At 38.5% G+C, this 15,682-nt stretch carries 13 protein-coding genes; 6 read left to right on the top strand and 7 right to left on the bottom strand.

What is annotated here, in order from left to right; genetic code table 11:
- Nucleotide 1 precedes the first annotated feature (1 nt).
- Both SanaruYs_RS16560 and SanaruYs_RS16555 read left to right on the top strand, forming a co-directional pair.
- Nucleotides 2-565, top strand: a complete 564-nt coding sequence (locus SanaruYs_RS16560; protein ID WP_127123709.1) for a Maf family nucleotide pyrophosphatase — start codon at nt 2-4, stop codon at nt 563-565.
- Nucleotides 565-1,497 carry a CPBP family intramembrane glutamic endopeptidase gene (locus tag SanaruYs_RS16555; protein ID WP_127123708.1) on the top strand — a complete coding sequence of 311 codons (933 nt, stop codon included), beginning with the start codon at nt 565-567 and terminating at the stop codon, nt 1,495-1,497. Before SanaruYs_RS16560 ends, SanaruYs_RS16555 begins: the two co-directional genes overlap by 1 nt.
- Here the strand turns inward: SanaruYs_RS16555 and SanaruYs_RS16550 are convergent.
- The 7 genes from SanaruYs_RS16550 to SanaruYs_RS16520 form a co-directional block, all read right to left on the bottom strand.
- Nucleotides 1,489-2,622, bottom strand: a complete 1,134-nt coding sequence (locus tag SanaruYs_RS16550) for a glycosyltransferase family 4 protein (protein WP_127123707.1) — start codon at nt 2,620-2,622, stop codon at nt 1,489-1,491. The two genes, SanaruYs_RS16555 and SanaruYs_RS16550, sit on opposite strands and share 9 nt — an antisense overlap.
- The gene (locus tag SanaruYs_RS16545) at nt 2,619-3,155 is read right to left on the bottom strand and encodes an inorganic diphosphatase (RefSeq protein WP_127123706.1); all 537 of its coding nucleotides are present in this window, start codon (nt 3,153-3,155) and stop codon (nt 2,619-2,621) included. Before SanaruYs_RS16545 ends, SanaruYs_RS16550 begins: the two co-directional genes overlap by 4 nt.
- Nucleotides 3,156-3,284: 129 nt before the next feature.
- Nucleotides 3,285-4,655 (bottom strand): efflux RND transporter periplasmic adaptor subunit, encoded by a 1,371-nt coding sequence (locus SanaruYs_RS16540; RefSeq protein WP_127123705.1) that lies wholly within the window; start codon nt 4,653-4,655, stop codon nt 3,285-3,287.
- A gap of 16 nt (nt 4,656-4,671) precedes the next feature.
- Complete coding sequence (locus tag SanaruYs_RS16535) at nt 4,672-6,105, bottom strand: TolC family protein (protein WP_127123704.1); 1,434 nt, start codon at nt 6,103-6,105, stop codon at nt 4,672-4,674.
- A 2-nt stretch (nt 6,106-6,107) separates the two neighbouring features.
- A complete protein-coding gene (gene sdaAB / locus SanaruYs_RS16530; protein WP_127123703.1) occupies nt 6,108-6,785 on the bottom strand; it encodes an L-serine ammonia-lyase, iron-sulfur-dependent subunit beta in 678 nt (225 codons plus the stop codon).
- 107 nt (nt 6,786-6,892) lie between these two features.
- Nucleotides 6,893-7,687 carry a thymidylate synthase gene (thyA, locus tag SanaruYs_RS16525; protein ID WP_127123702.1) on the bottom strand — a complete coding sequence of 265 codons (795 nt, stop codon included), beginning with the start codon at nt 7,685-7,687 and terminating at the stop codon, nt 6,893-6,895.
- Between the two features lie 133 nt (nt 7,688-7,820).
- Entirely contained in the window at nt 7,821-8,693 is an 873-nt protein-coding gene (locus SanaruYs_RS16520; protein ID WP_127123701.1) for a hypothetical protein, read from the bottom strand.
- Between the two features lie 121 nt (nt 8,694-8,814).
- Between SanaruYs_RS16520 and SanaruYs_RS16515 the strand changes: the two genes are divergently transcribed.
- The 4 genes from SanaruYs_RS16515 to SanaruYs_RS16500 all read left to right on the top strand — a co-directional run bounded on the left by SanaruYs_RS16515 (nt 8,815) and on the right by SanaruYs_RS16500 (nt 15,674).
- Nucleotides 8,815-9,447, top strand: coding sequence for a DUF4159 domain-containing protein (locus SanaruYs_RS16515; RefSeq protein WP_246011936.1), 633 nt, complete (start codon nt 8,815-8,817; stop codon nt 9,445-9,447).
- A gap of 337 nt (nt 9,448-9,784) precedes the next feature.
- On the top strand, nt 9,785-13,282 hold the full coding sequence (locus SanaruYs_RS16510) for a DUF5689 domain-containing protein (RefSeq protein WP_127123700.1): 3,498 nt from the start codon (nt 9,785-9,787) through the stop codon (nt 13,280-13,282).
- 254 nt (nt 13,283-13,536) lie between these two features.
- Complete coding sequence (locus SanaruYs_RS16505) at nt 13,537-13,908, top strand: BlaI/MecI/CopY family transcriptional regulator (protein WP_127123816.1); 372 nt, start codon at nt 13,537-13,539, stop codon at nt 13,906-13,908.
- On the top strand, nt 13,905-15,674 hold the full coding sequence (locus tag SanaruYs_RS16500) for a M56 family metallopeptidase (protein WP_127123699.1): 1,770 nt from the start codon (nt 13,905-13,907) through the stop codon (nt 15,672-15,674). Before SanaruYs_RS16505 ends, SanaruYs_RS16500 begins: the two co-directional genes overlap by 4 nt.
- Nucleotides 15,675-15,682: the final 8 nt, after the last annotated feature.

Here is a 15,682-nt window from a genome sequence, read left to right as displayed (position 1 = left end):
AATGATACAGCGTTCCATTATATTAGCATCCAGTTCACCGCGCAGGCAATATTTACTAAAAGAAGCTGGCTTTGAATTCACAGTAGAAAAACCTGATATTGATGAATCATTCCCGCCAACATTACCTGTAGATAGTGTTGCTAAATACCTTGCTGAGCGAAAAGCAGAAGTGTTTCGACCACGTATGCAAAACGAAATTGTAGTAACTGCTGATACGGTGGTAATCCTTGGAAATAAAATTCTAAATAAGCCCATCGATAAACCTGAAGCAGTCCAAATGTTACAAGAACTGTCGGGCAAAACACATTTGGTCATGACAGGGGTTTGCATTTTATCAAAAGAAAAAGAAGTTGCTTTTGATGACACAACTGAGGTAACTTTCAAAAAACTTAATCTAGAGGAAATCAATTTCTATATAGACAACTATAAACCTTACGATAAAGCAGGTGCGTACGGTGCACAAGATTTTATTGGTATGATAGCCATAGAAAAAATTGTAGGTTCATATTTTAACGTTATGGGTTTACCCATTCACCGCGTCTACCAACAATTAGTAAGCTGGTAATGAAAAAAATCTGGAAGCTTTTAAAGCAACATCTTCAGGAAGATTTTTATTTATCTTATTATGTTACTGTTGGTATTGTATTAACACTTTTTATCTTTTTTAATTATCGTTTTGCCTTCGAAAAGAAGGTAATTGATGCCTATAGCAATTTCACAAAGTTTTTTGTTTACCTCTTGTTCTATGGAAGTGGCTATTACTTGACAATATTTTTGTTAAGCATTTTTAAGAAAACAAAAAGTTTTATATCCAATCCATTTTTTTGGCTTTACAGTTTATTTGGGTTGAGTCTACTATCACTTGATGGCTCAGTTCCTTACCTGAATAGTTTTATCTATGACAATTTTAATTCACAATTAACTTACTGGGTTTATAAAGTATCTGTTAATGGTGTGAGTTTTTTCACCATACTCATCCCGCTTCTACTTTTCTATTTAGTTTTCGATAAAAAGGAGAAACATTATTACGGACTTAACAATCAACAGGCAGACTTAAAACCCTATTGGTCTTTGTTACTCTTGATGTTGCCCTTGCTGCTATCTGCATCATTCCTGGAAAGCTTTCAACGTCAGTACCCCATGTATAGGAGTAATAATGCTTACTTAGTCTTGGAAATTCCTGAATGGACAGCAGCAATTATCTATGAGATTGCTTACGGTCTTGACTTTATAACTGTTGAGCTACTTTTCCGCGGATTCCTTGTGATTGGTATGATAAAGATATTGGGTAGAAATGCCATTGTTCCAATGGCAGTAATATATTGTATGCTTCATTTTGGTAAACCTATGGGTGAAGCCATCAGCTCGATTTTCGGTGGATATATACTCGGTGTGGTTGCTTATGAAAGCCGAAGCGTTTGGGGCGGTATCATTGTCCACATGGGCATAGCATGGATGATGGAGATAATTGCTTACATCCAAAAACTGTTACATTAAAGATTGGTAAACAGCCATCATGTCTGCAGCGATCTTCTCTTCACTAAATTTTTGGATGTGTTGAAATGATTTCGTCACCATTTCTTCCCTTAGTGTTGGGTTATTTATAATTTGTTGCATCGCTTCTGCCAATGCCTTGGCATTGTCTGGCACAATATACTTAGCATACGGACCTGCAGCCTCAGTAAAGCAAGAACCTGTTGAAGTAATAACAGGCGTTTTACAAGCAATGGCCTCCACTAATGGAATACCAAAACCCTCGAAGATTGAAGGGTAAACAAATAATTCACTCAGATTGTAAATAGCAGGAAGATCTTTAAAATCAATCTTATTGAGATAAATTATAAGATTTGTTAATTGATTCGCTTCGGCAAAAGATTTGATTTGTTCAACATACTTTGTAGGTCTACCCACAATTACTAAAGGTAATCTTTCTGATTCTGGTAAAAGTGCCATTGCTTTCAAAATAAGCAATGCATTTTTACGTGGCTCAATAGTGCCAACATTTAAAATAAATCGCTCAGGCAAAGCGTATCGCTTTCGTACTTCCCGTTTAGTCTCCTCACTAATTTCATTATGGAAATTAGGATGGCAACCCTGATACACTACCTTAATCCTCTCTGCAGGTATTTGCAGAAAATTAATGAGGTCTTGTTTAGTCTGCTCCGAAATAGCAATGATAATGTCCGCTGTTGCGCAAGCATACTTCACTTTTCTAGTGTATATCCACCTATCAATAGGTGAGTACAGTTCAGGAAAACGCAAAAAAATTAAATCGTGTATGGTTACAACTGACTTACAAACCGATGTAATACCAGCTGGCAATTCATGGCTCATGCCATGAAAAATATCGAGTTTGTGTTTGGCGGCTTCACGCTTTAGCAAAGCTGTGCGCCAATAACTGCCTAACTTTAAAGTACTAATCCAAGAAGCTGGTTGAACAGTAAAGTAATTTCCTTGATCCAGAAATTCCTTTGTCTCAGCATTTTGTTTTATGCGAGGTGTGAACAGAAAGACCTCATCACTAAAATTATGATTACGAATTGCCTTTACAATGAAGCGGCTGTAATTACCAAGTCCGGTAAAATTGTTGAACAAACGCTTAGCATCGTAACCAATTCTCACTTTTTAAATTCTTTTTTATATCTATCAACACAGTCAAGAATAATTTCCATTGCCTTCTCCTTCGACTGGAATTCATCTACGATTACCTTTTTATTTTCAAGGGTTTTGTACTCTTCAAAAAAGTGCCTCAACTCTACACGGAAATATTCAGGAAGTTCGCTAACATCATTGATATGCCCAACACTGGCATCTCCTTCTGCTACAGCAATAATTTTATCATCGGGTTCGCCTTTGTCTATCATGCGCATTACACCAATCACTTTAGATGGAATGAGGCAACGGGGAACTACTGTAACCTGTGTTAATACCATTACATCCAATGGATCGTGATCTTCACCCAATGTTTGTGGAATGAAGCCATAATTCTGTGGATAGTACATTGAAGCATAGAGTACACGATCCAACATAATCAAACCACTATCTTTATCAATCTCGTACTTTGCTCTTGATCCCTTAGGGATTTCAATAATCGAGTTGATATGTTCTGGCGGATTCTTGCCTACTGCTACTTCGTGCCACGGATGCTTTACCATAATTGTAATTTGTTGCAAAGGTAGTAAAAGCAAGTGATTGAAAAGAAAAACGTCTTTGCTCCGAAGGAACAAAGACGTTTTTAGGTCAATAGACAATAAGCTTCTGGAAATTAAACCAGATAACAAAGATTATTTTGGATCTTCTTTAGCTGCTTGTTTGTTCGCTTGCTGTATTTTTTCTCCGTCTTTCAAACGTTTAGAAACAACCAGGAAAGGACCGGTTACAACCTCAGCACTATCACTTAAGCCTTCAATAATTTCTATATTATCATAGTCGCTGATACCGGTTTTCACTTCAACCATCTTGGCAGAACCGTTATCATTAATAAATACTACAATCTTATCTTCTACAACTTTTTCAACTTTGTCACTGTTTTGAACCTTACGCTGAGAATCTTCGGAAGGTGGAGCGGAACCAACTTTTTTATCAGGGTTGCGCGTAGTAACTGAAGCCAATGGCACAGAAAGTACATTATCTTTTCTCTTGGTAATAATATCTACAGAGGCAGTCATACCCGGACGGAAAGGATATTTGTTACCCGCTCTGATCAAATCTTCGTATGATGATCGTAAAACTGAAATGCGTACCTCAAATTCTGTAATGGCATCTGCAGACAATTTATCTTTTGCAGTATTTGAAATAAGAGTTACTACACCTTTAAACTTTTTATTCTGTGATGAGTAAGCATCAACATCGATGATGGCAGTATCACCCTGATGAACACGAACAATGTCATTCTCATTAACATTAACTCTCACCTCCATTAAGTTCAGATCTGCAATACGCAATAGCTCTGTACCTGTCATGGTTTGGGCACCTACTACACGCTCACCCTTTTTAACACTTAATTTAGAAATGATACCATTCATAGGAGCAACTACACTCGTCAGGCGCACATTTTCAGTTGCTTCTCTTACTGTAGCCTCGCTACTCTTAACTATAAATCCGGCTGCTTGTAAAGACTGCTTCGCAGACTTCAAATCGTTCTCAGCCACCTTAAAGTTTTGTTGTGCCAATTGCCATTCTGATTCAGCAATGACTTTTTCCTTCCATAATGATTCTTGACGCTTAAAATCTTGCTCTGCGCGTATGAAAGTAGCCTCAGCACGAGACAAAGCAGCTTCAGATGATTTCAAGTTTGCACGTTGCTGATTCAATGATGCTTCAGCACGCTCTAACTGTGATAACCATGTGTCAGGGCGGATCTTAACCAATAATTGTCCACGATGTACAGAGTCACCCTCTTCTACAATCAACTCACGAATCTCACCAGATACTTCTGGTGCAATCTTCACTTCTGTTACGGGTTGGACAGTTCCGGAAGCACTTACTTTTTCAACAATGCTTACACGTTTAACTTTTGCCAGATCAACCTCCAGCTCTTTCGACTTACCAATCCACCCGGCAGACTTGCCAATTATTACAAAAAGTAGAAGGCCCACTACTGCACCGATTAGCCAGTATATTAGTTTATTTGATTTCTTATTTTGCTTTGCCATGAGTATTAGTAATTAATTAGTCGAGAATTGGTTTGCCTTGGTAAAAATCTAAAAGTTTCCTTCTGAAGAGGAGATCATATTTTGCTCTTAGTAAATCAGACTTAGCCTGAAACAAGTCATTTTCTGCTACTTGATATTCAACGAAGTTGGCAGCTCCTGCATCAAAGCGTTGTTTGGTCATGCGAAATGCTTCATCTCTTGCTGAAACCTGTCTTTCAGCTGAAAGAAAGGTGCGATGTGCCGCTACAGCATCATTTACAGCTGTTTCAACTGATTGCCTAAGTGTATTTTCTAACTGAATTGCATTAATGTGTGTTTGCTCTCGCGCAATTACAGAACGTCTTACATTAGAGCGTGTAGCATAGCCATTAAAAATCGGAACATTTAAGCTAAAGCCAAGACTTCTACCCAAGTTATCATTGTATTGTCTTTTAAAACTTACTTCTTGCAACGAACCTTGTGGTGTAGCAACGTCTCTAAACACTGGTGAATTGGTGCCTTGCACATATCCGATCTGTGAGGGCACTACGTCTACCTGACCATTAGGAACAAATTCTAAGCGTGCATCAGAATAAACAGAACCAATGGAGGCATTCATACTTAATCGTGGATAGTAACTACCTCTGGCAGAACGCAGGGAATATTCTGCACTCCTCTTACGAAGTTGCGCTGCTTTAATCTCTGGCATTAAGGTAACAGCTGCTGAGAAAATCTCATCAGCACTCTGATCAATTACAAGATCTCTTTGAACATCCATTGTTGGTACTTCAACATCCATTTCGGTAGAGGCTGGTAGTTGTAAAGCCTGCTTTAGTTGAAGTAATGATAAATTTAGCGCATTCTCTCGTTGTATTAAATTCAACTCATTTGTAGCATTTTGTGCATCAAGGTTAAGAACGTTGCCTCGTGGTACTGATCCCGCATCAGCTAGCTTACGTGTTCTATCTAGTTGTTGTTGTGTAGAACTTAATTGTGATTGTGCGTTGCCTAGTAACTCTTTATTAAAGATAACTGTCATATACAAATTAATCACATTGAGAATTACATCGTTCTTTGCTTTGATCAAGTCTTCGCTTAATGCATTAAACTCTGTCTGGTTTTGACGCGTAGCGTAGAATTGTCTAAAACCATTCCATAGAAGCAATGAACCTGATACATTCATGTTAGCTGATGTGATCCTTTGTTCGATAAAGGCATTTGTTGTTGGGTCAATATTTCTACCCCAGTTGTATCCGTAGGAAGCATTACCATTTATGGTTGGCAGTAACTGCATTTTTGATTGAAATGCATTGATCTCACCGGTCTCACGGCTGTAGACACTTCTTTTTACGTCTAAGCTATTGGCCACTGCGTAGTCAACACACTCTTTGAGTGTCCAGACCTTACCTTGTTCCTGGGCAAAACCTGTTCCTGCTAATGCAATTAAAATAATAGTAAAACACTTTTTCATGGTTATTTATCGATGTCTGGTATGTAAATGATTTGTTTTACCCAGCTTAGACTCTCGAGGTAAGCTAATGTTACACCCTTGATGCCGGAATCCATTTCTATGACCTGGCAAGCGAGGTCATTTTTGCCCTTACGGGATACACTCATGGTTGCAATATTACACTCGTCATGAGCTAGAATGTTTGCAATAAATGCTATGCTGCCCTTCACATCATCTGCAAAAATAATTAGGGTATGCAGGTTGGCAGTAAAATCAGCCTTGAAGCCGTTGACCTCAGCAATGTTAATAATTCCTCCTCCTTTGCTTTCGCCCAGCACTTCAATTTGCTTCTCGCCCTTTTTTAGTACAAGGCGTATAGTGTTAGGGTGCATAGTTGATGCATTACCTACAGATTTAAACTTGTAAGAAAGCCCAAATTCACCAGCGAGATCCAGGGAATTTTTAATTCTTTTATCGTCTGTTTTAAAATCCATCAGGCCGCCAATTACTGCACGGTCACTGCTGTGGCCCTCATAAGTTCTGGCAAATGAGTTGTAAAAAGTTATCTCCGCTTCCTCGGGTATATCACCCAGAAGTTTCAGGGCAGCACGGGCGATACGCACCACACCAGCGGTGTGAGAGCTTGACGGACCGATCATTACCGGGCCAATCATATCGAAAATGCTGCTTTTTTCTGCCATAATTTGGGAATATGTAGAGGCCATGCCCCAGTAATTACAGAAGCGTTCAAAAAATACTTAAACAAAGTAGAGTTTTACGAGATATTAACGCTTTGATCTAATGCTGCCTAAACTGCAATTGGTGCCTTAATTGATGGATGTGATTGATAGTTAACTATTTCAAAATCTTCAAATTTGTAGTCGAAAAGTGATTCAGGTTTACGCTTTATTTCTAATGTTGGAATGGCGTAAGGCTCTCGGCTTAACTGCAGTTTTGCCTGTTCAATATGGTTCGTGTATAAATGCACATCACCACCTGTCCATACAAATTCTCCTGGCAATAAATTACACTGTTGCGCGAACATGTAAGTCATGAGGGCATAAGATGCAATGTTAAAAGGAACACCCAGGAAGTAGTCAGCACTGCGCTGGTATAGCTGACATGATAGTTTACCTTCTGCCACATAAAATTGAAATAGCGCGTGGCAAGGAGGCAAGGCCATTTTATCAACTTCTGCCGGATTCCAGGCGGTAACAATATGCCTTCGCGAATCTGGTTTGTTTTTTATTTGATTGAGTACTTGTGTGATCTGATCGATGTGACGACCGTCAGAAGCAGGCCAGCTGCGCCATTGAGAGCCATAAACCGGGCCTAACTCGCCATTTTCATCCGCCCATTCGTTCCAGATAGAAACTCCATTGTCGTTCAGGTATTTAATATTTGTATCTCCATTCAAAAACCAGAGGAGTTCATAAATGATAGATCGTAAGTGCAGTTTTTTAGTAGTAACTAAAGGGAAGCCCTTGGCTAAATCGAAACGCAGTTGTCGACCAAATACTGAATAGGTCCCTGTGCCCGTTCTATCTGTTTTAAGTGCCCCTTTTTCAAGGATTTCTTGCATTAAGTCTAAATACTGCTTCATACCCAAAAATTCAAACCAAAGATAGGTCTCTTTGGTTGCCTTGAAAACCACTAGCCTCAAAAAATCAGATGTGCAAAATAGAAAAGGCTGCTTCTTGTAAAGAAACAGCCTTTTCTATTTTGCTTTAGTTCTTTTAATTGTTACCTACATTAGTAGTAATACTCTGATCTCCAACAGTATAGGTTACTTGTCTATCACAAGCACCGTCTCCATAGTCGATTGTAATCTGCTTACCCTCTCTAGTATATATCTTGACACCCGAAACCGGGAAACCACAGCCGCGCTTGAAAACTAATGTTTCTTGTATGTTCATGGTGTAAGCAATGCCAGCCCTGTTAGTGCCCTCCGCACTACCATCAAGGCGCATCTCATCGTTAGCGGGATTGGCAGCCCTGATCCATTCACGAGTAAATGAAGCTTCACGAGTAGCTACTGACTCATCAGGGAAAGTTGCCCTTCCGCCTACTAATTCAATTTGAAATTTAGGAGATTCTTCAGTGCTGCCCGTAATGTTCGTCAACGTTCTGCTACCTTCTAATTGTATACCATTAATTGTGTAGTCATTGGTTGTCCAAACCAAGGTTGAACCTGGCTGAAATCTTCTTCCATTAAAAGCAACAGTAATAATACCTGTACGCACATTACCTCTTGGATCTGTGCAACCTTCTCCAAAATCAATGGTGACAGTACCTACAGGAACAGTTTGTGATGAATTTGGTGACATAACAATGGTTACAACTACTCCTGGGCAAAAGCGGGAATCAGAAACTGAAATTTGTCTGTTGGATGGTGAAGTAACACCCCCTGCAGTTGCAGCATCCGACTGAATTGCAAGAGAAGACATGTCATCAGCATCTTCAAAATAAGAATCAGTTAATGCATCTTCCGCAATATCCTGACTATCTTTCAGCGTTAATCTGTTTTCATCATTACAGGAAATAATGATAGCTGAAAAAAAGACAAGCAAAGAAAGGCTTGTAATTTTTAAAAATTTGCTAGGTTTCATACTTGTATCGTTAAGTTCTTGGTAATTTTTGGTGCTTTGACAGATACTCATGGTAAAGGTTTAATTACGGGTAAAGATTTTTTATTTTATGATTAAAAAATACTTGAAATACAGTCTGATCATGTTTTTATGGCTTGCTTCGGTATGTGGCATGGCCCAGGTTAAAATTGCCAGACTTAAATATAATGGTGGTGGCGACTGGTATGCCAACAAAACAGCTTTAACCAATTTGATTTCGTTTTGTAATCAAGAATTGAATACTGCCATTGCCGCTGAAGAAGATATAGTAGAGGTTGGCAGCAGTGATTTATTTTTATATCCCTACATATATATGACTGGGCACGGCAATGTTATCTTCAATGATATGGAGTCGGCTAATCTTAGAAAGTATCTGTTGGCTGGCGGTTTTCTTCATATAGATGATAATTACGGAATGGATAAGTTTATTCGCCTTGAATTAAAGAAAGCACTACCCGAACTTGAGTTAATTGAAATTCCGTACGATCATCCGGTTTATCATCAAAAATTTGATTTTCCAAAAGGGCTTCCCAAAATACACGAACACGATGGTAAGCCATCACAAGGGTTAGGACTTTTATATGAAGGCCGACTTATTGTATTCTATTCTTACGAATCTGATTTGGGTAATGGTTGGGAAGACCAACGTGTACACAACGATCCGGAAGCCAAAAGATTAGAAGCCTTAAAAATGGGTGCTAACCTGTTGGCTTATAGTTGCAGCTATTTTAATTGATTCATGACTGGATATGATGTTTCAAAAATTGCAATGCAAATTCTATAGTGTATTTGAAACAAAAATCTTTTATACATTAATATCACGGCAGTAATACTGAAGTATTAAAAGGTGCTTTTACTATGTGCTGAAGATAGGATATTGTAAAAGCATTAATAAGAATCGAACTGTGATGCCGATCTAAGTACTTTGCTAAAAGTATACCTTAATATTAAGGTATCTTCCCTACCAATTTCATAAATAATCACAGCGTCAAAAGAATACAGTATTAATTTAATGCTTTGGAAATGTACTCTTCATATAGCTTCTGTATCTTCATGTCCCTAAAAAACTTAACATGACAAAACCACTACTGAAGCATCTATTACTTTTGATGGTAGTAATGACATCCGTTACTCTATCGAAAGGTCAAGTCAATCTGAATGCACTTAACACTGCATACACACAAGACTTTAACACGTTATCTGCCACAGGTACTACAAACGATGTCAGTACACTCCCTGCTGGGTGGGTATTCCTAGAAACCGGCACGAATGCTAACACAGCTTATGCTGCAGGAACAGGTTCATCCAATGCAGGTAACACCTACAGCTTAGGGCTGGATGCTAGTGACCGCGCATTAGGTGGTCTGCAGTCTGGTTCCTTAATTCCTTTTATTGGATCTGGCTTCATTAATAACACTGGAGCAACAATCACTGAGTTACAAGTAAGTTACACTGGCGAACAATGGCGCCTTGGTGCTGCTTCACGTACACAGGCTGATCGTCTTGACTTTCAATTGAGTCTGAATGCAACATCTCTTGCGGATGGAAGTTGGACAGATTTTGACAATCTTGATTTCTCTGCTCCGGTTTTATCTGGCACTGTTGGCGCGCTAAATGGAAACGCGCCAGCCAATAGAAATGATTTATCATTTACCATAACAGGTCTATCCATTCCTGCAGGAGCAACTTTCTGGATGCGTTGGACAGACTTTAATGTTGCCAGTTCTGATGATGCGCTAGCGATTGACGATTTTTCAATAACGCCTTTTGGTATTCCTTCTGATCAACCCTCTTTTTCATTCACACCAGCTTCTCTTAATTTCGGTGAGATAAATGTTGGTACAGATAGAATTCTATCGTATTTGGTGACTGGAAATAACTTAGCAGATTCGATCAGTACTGTCGTTTCCATTTCTTCTGCATTTCAACTTTCGTTAGATCAACTAAATTTCTTTGATACACTTAACATTATTGACAGCACAACTGTGTATGTGAAATTTCAACCCACAACAAACGGTACTTTCATAGACAGCATCTACCACAGCAATGGATTACTTGTTAAAAGTTTGGCTGTAGCCGGTAATGGTTATGATCCATTAAATAACATTATTTCTATTGCTGATGCCCGTACCCAAAGTGTGGGTAGTAAAGTAACTGTCGCAGGCAGAATTACGGCCGGCAATCAATTTGGTAGTCCTGCATATGTTCAGGATTTAACTGGTGGTATACCAGTATTTGATTTTACGCTAAGTAATAGTGTGGCTATTGGCGACAGTGTTATTGTTACCGGGCCTATTGGCATTTTTAATGACCAAAAACAAATTAGCGGAGCAAACATCTCATTCATAAAACCAGACAGCTCCATCAGAATTATTGCACCTAAGGTAATTGCCATTACCGAACTAGCAGAAAATGAAGGATTATTAGTAACCGTTCAACAGGTTGAAATTGTAAACAAGTCTTTTGTGTTTTACCCTCAGAGTACTGAGCTCATCACAAATGATTCTATACAAGTGGACTTGCGTATTGATGGAGATACTAATATTCCAGGGCTTACCAAACCCCAAGGTCTGGTTGATGTTACTGGTGTAGTAGGTCGATTCAGAGCTAATGCGCAATTGCTTCCGCGCTTCCGCGAAGATTTACCAGGAGCAACTGAACCTCAAAACCCTGGGGACTCAATACCCAAGACGACTACTTTTGACGTAGTTACCTGGAATCTTGAATTTTTCGGAGCAACGCGTGAAGAATATGGCGAGGAATTTGGACCGGCTGATGAAGCGTTGCAACTTGAAAATACGCGACAGGTGATCACCTCACTGGAAGCGGATATAATCGCAGTGCAAGAAGTGTCAAGCGATTCACTATTTAATGAATTAGTTACTCAACTACCTGGTCACAGAGGTATTTGTTCTGATCGCTTCTCCTACTCCTTTGAAGGACCCAGCTCAGATTTTCCTCCACAAAAAGTGTGCTTTATTTATGATAGCACAACGGTTGAGGTTGTTTCATACCGTGCCATGTTTGAAAATCTCTATGATTCAGCTAGATCAATAAATGCTTCCTTGCTGCCGAACTATCCAACTGGAGATCCTGGTAGCTTTTGGTCTAGTGGACGCCTTCCCTTCATGCTAACAGCAAATGTTACAATAAACGGAATAACAGAAAGAGTGCACTTTATAAATTTGCATGCTAAATCCGGCAGCGCAGTAGCAGATTTTAATAGAAGGGTGTATGACGCGCAAGTGCTTAAAGATTCATTAGATGCGAACTATGCTAATGAACAAGTCATTATCCTTGGCGATTTGAATGACGATCTGGATCAATCAATTGTTTCTGGTAGGCCTTCTTCTTACACTTCTTTTGTTAATGACACTACTTCATATTTGCCGGTAACGCTAGCATTAAGTTTAGCAGGTGCAAAGACTACAATAAGCTTTAATGATATGATCGATCACCAAATCATCAGCGATGATCTTCAAGAAGAATATCTTATTGGCTCAGAAAAAGTAGTAACGCCTTTCAACTCAATAGCTAATTACGGTAACACAACTTCTGACCATTTACCCGTGATGGTGCGCTACCAATTTATTGCACCCGTGGTTTCATTTACTGATGCATTTGGTATTATAGGTGAAGAAACAGATTCAGTGTTGGTTAATCTCCAACTTTCAAGGCCATCGGCTACAGATAAAGTGTTTACGCTATCCGTTGAACCTACAAGCACAGCAGAATATGGTGCAGACTTTTTTACAAGTCCTGTAGCATCAGCATCCCTTATTGCGATAACCGTACCAGCTGGTAATACTTCAGCTAGTGTGTTAGTAAAAGTTGTTGATGACATGTTAGATGAATCAAATGAGACACTTACACTAAAAATATTACCCACTGAAGGTTTATTGATAAATGACTCATCTACATTTTTATTAACCATTATTGACAATGATCTTACCACAATCGCTTTTACTGAGGCTGAAATCAGTCGCGAGGAAGGAAGTGAAAGTTATCAGGTTAGCTTAATGCTTTCATCACCTGCCGATACGAGTTACACTGTTATTATTCGCGCTTATAACAGTGCTGGAGTACTCTATGGGAATCGTTGGGATTACACCACCAATCCTGGAAATATGCAGGGAAGAATAACATTGAATATTTCAGAAGGAGATTCTACTATTTCTTTTACAGTTACACCTAACTCAGACGTTTTCCGCGAACGCAGGCCAGAGCACATATTGTTTTCAATTGAATCAGCAACTGGTCTTTTAGTTGGTACTCAATCAAATTTCAAATTCAATATTATTGATGTTCGCCCTTGCATTCCGGTTTTCGGAGTATTCCCGAATCCTACATTTGGTGAAGTCAAATTATATACACTGCCAGCCAATGAGGAAACTTTACTGACTGGGACCTTACTTGATCCAAACGGTGTAGCTATTTCTTCTGGTGAAGGCACAGTCAAACAACTGAGTGAACAATTTACCACTGCTTTAAAGGGCAAGCGTAGAGGTTTCTATATGCTTCGTTTAATACAATGTAACGAAGTAATTAGCATTCGCATCTTGAAATTGTAAATGATTACTCTCTAGCTTCTTGATCCATCCTCTCTATCTGAGAGGATGGATTTTGCGGCTTTAACAGGCTCCAATTCTCTTAAATTCCCACAGAAGTGGATTTTATCTTTTAGTATTTGGGGTGAAAAAAAAATTAAACATCTGATAATCAAATGAATATAAAAATAATATGAAATTTTTGGGTTAGCTATAACTAAATACTTAGTTTTATAACGTAAGTAATAGTTGAACAGACCAAAAGGAGCCAAATGCAGATAAAAGAACTAACAAAAGCAGAAGACCAAGTGATGCAAATACTCTGGCAGATTGAGAAAGGTTTTGTTAAAGACATTATCGAAAAAATGCCAGAACCTAAGCCTGCTTATAATACAGTGTCGACCATAGTGCGCATTCTTGAAACGAAAGGATTTGTTAACCATAACTCGTATGGTAAAACACATGAGTACTTCCCTATTATTTCTAAAGACAAATACTCAAAATTCTATTTGAACAATCTTTTGAAAGGTTACTTCAATGGTTCCTTTCAAAACCTGGTGTCATTTTTTGCTAAAGACAATAAGCTTGATGCTCAGGATGTAGAAGCATTGATGAAGCAACTTGAAAACCTTAAAAAAGATAAGCCATGAATAACTTCCTCAACTACTTGTTAGAAGCAAGCATAGCGATGAGCTTGTTTTACGGGATCTACTATCTGATTTTACGAAAAGAAACTAATTTTCATTTTGTCAGGCTGTATTTACTAGCCTCTCTTATAGGATTATTGGTATTTCCCTTTATAAACGTTAGCCTGCTGGCCGACAACTCATTAGTGCCCACTGTTAGCGATGCCATTCCCACATATTGGCTTCCAGAAATAGTGGTTGGTGGCGAGGTTGTAAAAAACGAGCTGAGCCTTACCACCTGGCAAATAGTAGCACTCATTTACAGTACTGGCATTTTTCTTCTCTTCGTAAGACTTTTTATTCAACTGAATAGTCTGATAAATTATCTTAAAAAATCAATTGTACAATCAACTGCAAAAACATTTGTACTGGAAGTAACAGATGATAAACCAACCTTTTCTTTCTTCAATTATATTATTATAGGGCAAGCACACTTATTAAGTGATGAAGAAAAACAAAAAATTGTAGCGCACGAACTTATTCATGTAGCACGATATCATTCACTGGATATACTATTTGTAAACACCATCAGTATTTTGTTCTGGTTTAATCCCATTATTTATTTATACAAAAAAGCATTGGTTCAAGTACATGAGTTCGAAGCCGATTCGCGAGCGGTAACAAACCATGATGTTGATCAATATTGTGGCCTGTTGGCAAAGGTCGCATTACACTCGGCCGAGTTTCCTATTGCCAATCATTTTAATAATTCCCTAACCTTAAAACGAATTGCTATGCTCAAAAATATGAAACATGCTATGGCCAGCTGGAAGAAGGTGATACTTCTGCCTTTGGTTGCTCTTGTTGTACTTGTAGTAGCCTGTGATGATCAAATCATGAATGATTTGAAAATGGTTACTGATCAATCTACTGTGGTTACAGATTATCCTGTTGAAGTCCAAAAAACAATTGACGACATCAAAGCTAAAAATCCCAAAGCTGAAGTTCAGGTTGTTGGTGTGATGAATAACGACAAAACTGCTTTAGAAAATCTTGAGAAATCTGTAGATACAAATGAAATCCGTTCGGTGCATATAGTTGTACCTACAGAAAAAAGAAAAAATGATTTTGAGAGCTATATTGTTATTGAGAAAGGAGGAATCCTAAACCAAGTAGCTTCAATGACTTCTCAAAACGGGGAGATCTTCACTGTGGTAGAACAAACTGCCCAACCTGTTGGTGGTATGCCAGCGTTGTACGCACTGCTAGGAAAAAACATGCAATATCCAGCTGAGGCAAGGAGAAAAAATAATCAAGGTAAAGTGTTTGTCCAGTTCATTGTAAATGAAAATGGTGCACTGTCTGACTTTACGGTACTTAAAGGAATTGGCGATGGTTGTGACGAAGAAGCGGTTCGTATATTAAGTTTATCACCAAATTGGATACCCGGGAAACAAAGAGGTATAGCCGTAAAGCAACGCATGGTACTCCCCATCACATTTGCTCTTTCAGAAAGTAACTCCTACAGCACAGTAACGTTTGGTGAGGTGTCAACATCGGGAAAAGATTTTAAAGTAGTGATTAACTACTTAGATGGAAACAAAAAAATTACAGGAAATATTAAAGATGAAAATGGTAAGCCGCTATCAGGCGTAAACGTTGTGCTTGAAAATGGAACCTTAGGAACAATAAGCAATACTGATGGTAATTTTGAAATCACACCTAATGTCTCAGCAGGTAGGCTAGCTATTTCATATATTGGTTACAATATTAAATACGTGCCTTTCTAACATTATAT

Origin of the sequence: Chryseotalea sanaruensis (assembly GCF_003990915.1) — a bacterium.
GTDB classification, from domain to species: Bacteria; Bacteroidota; Bacteroidia; order Cytophagales; family Cyclobacteriaceae; genus Chryseotalea; species Chryseotalea sanaruensis.
Note: the sequence above shows the minus strand (reverse complement) of the source record. Positions and strands in the feature narration are given on the sequence as shown.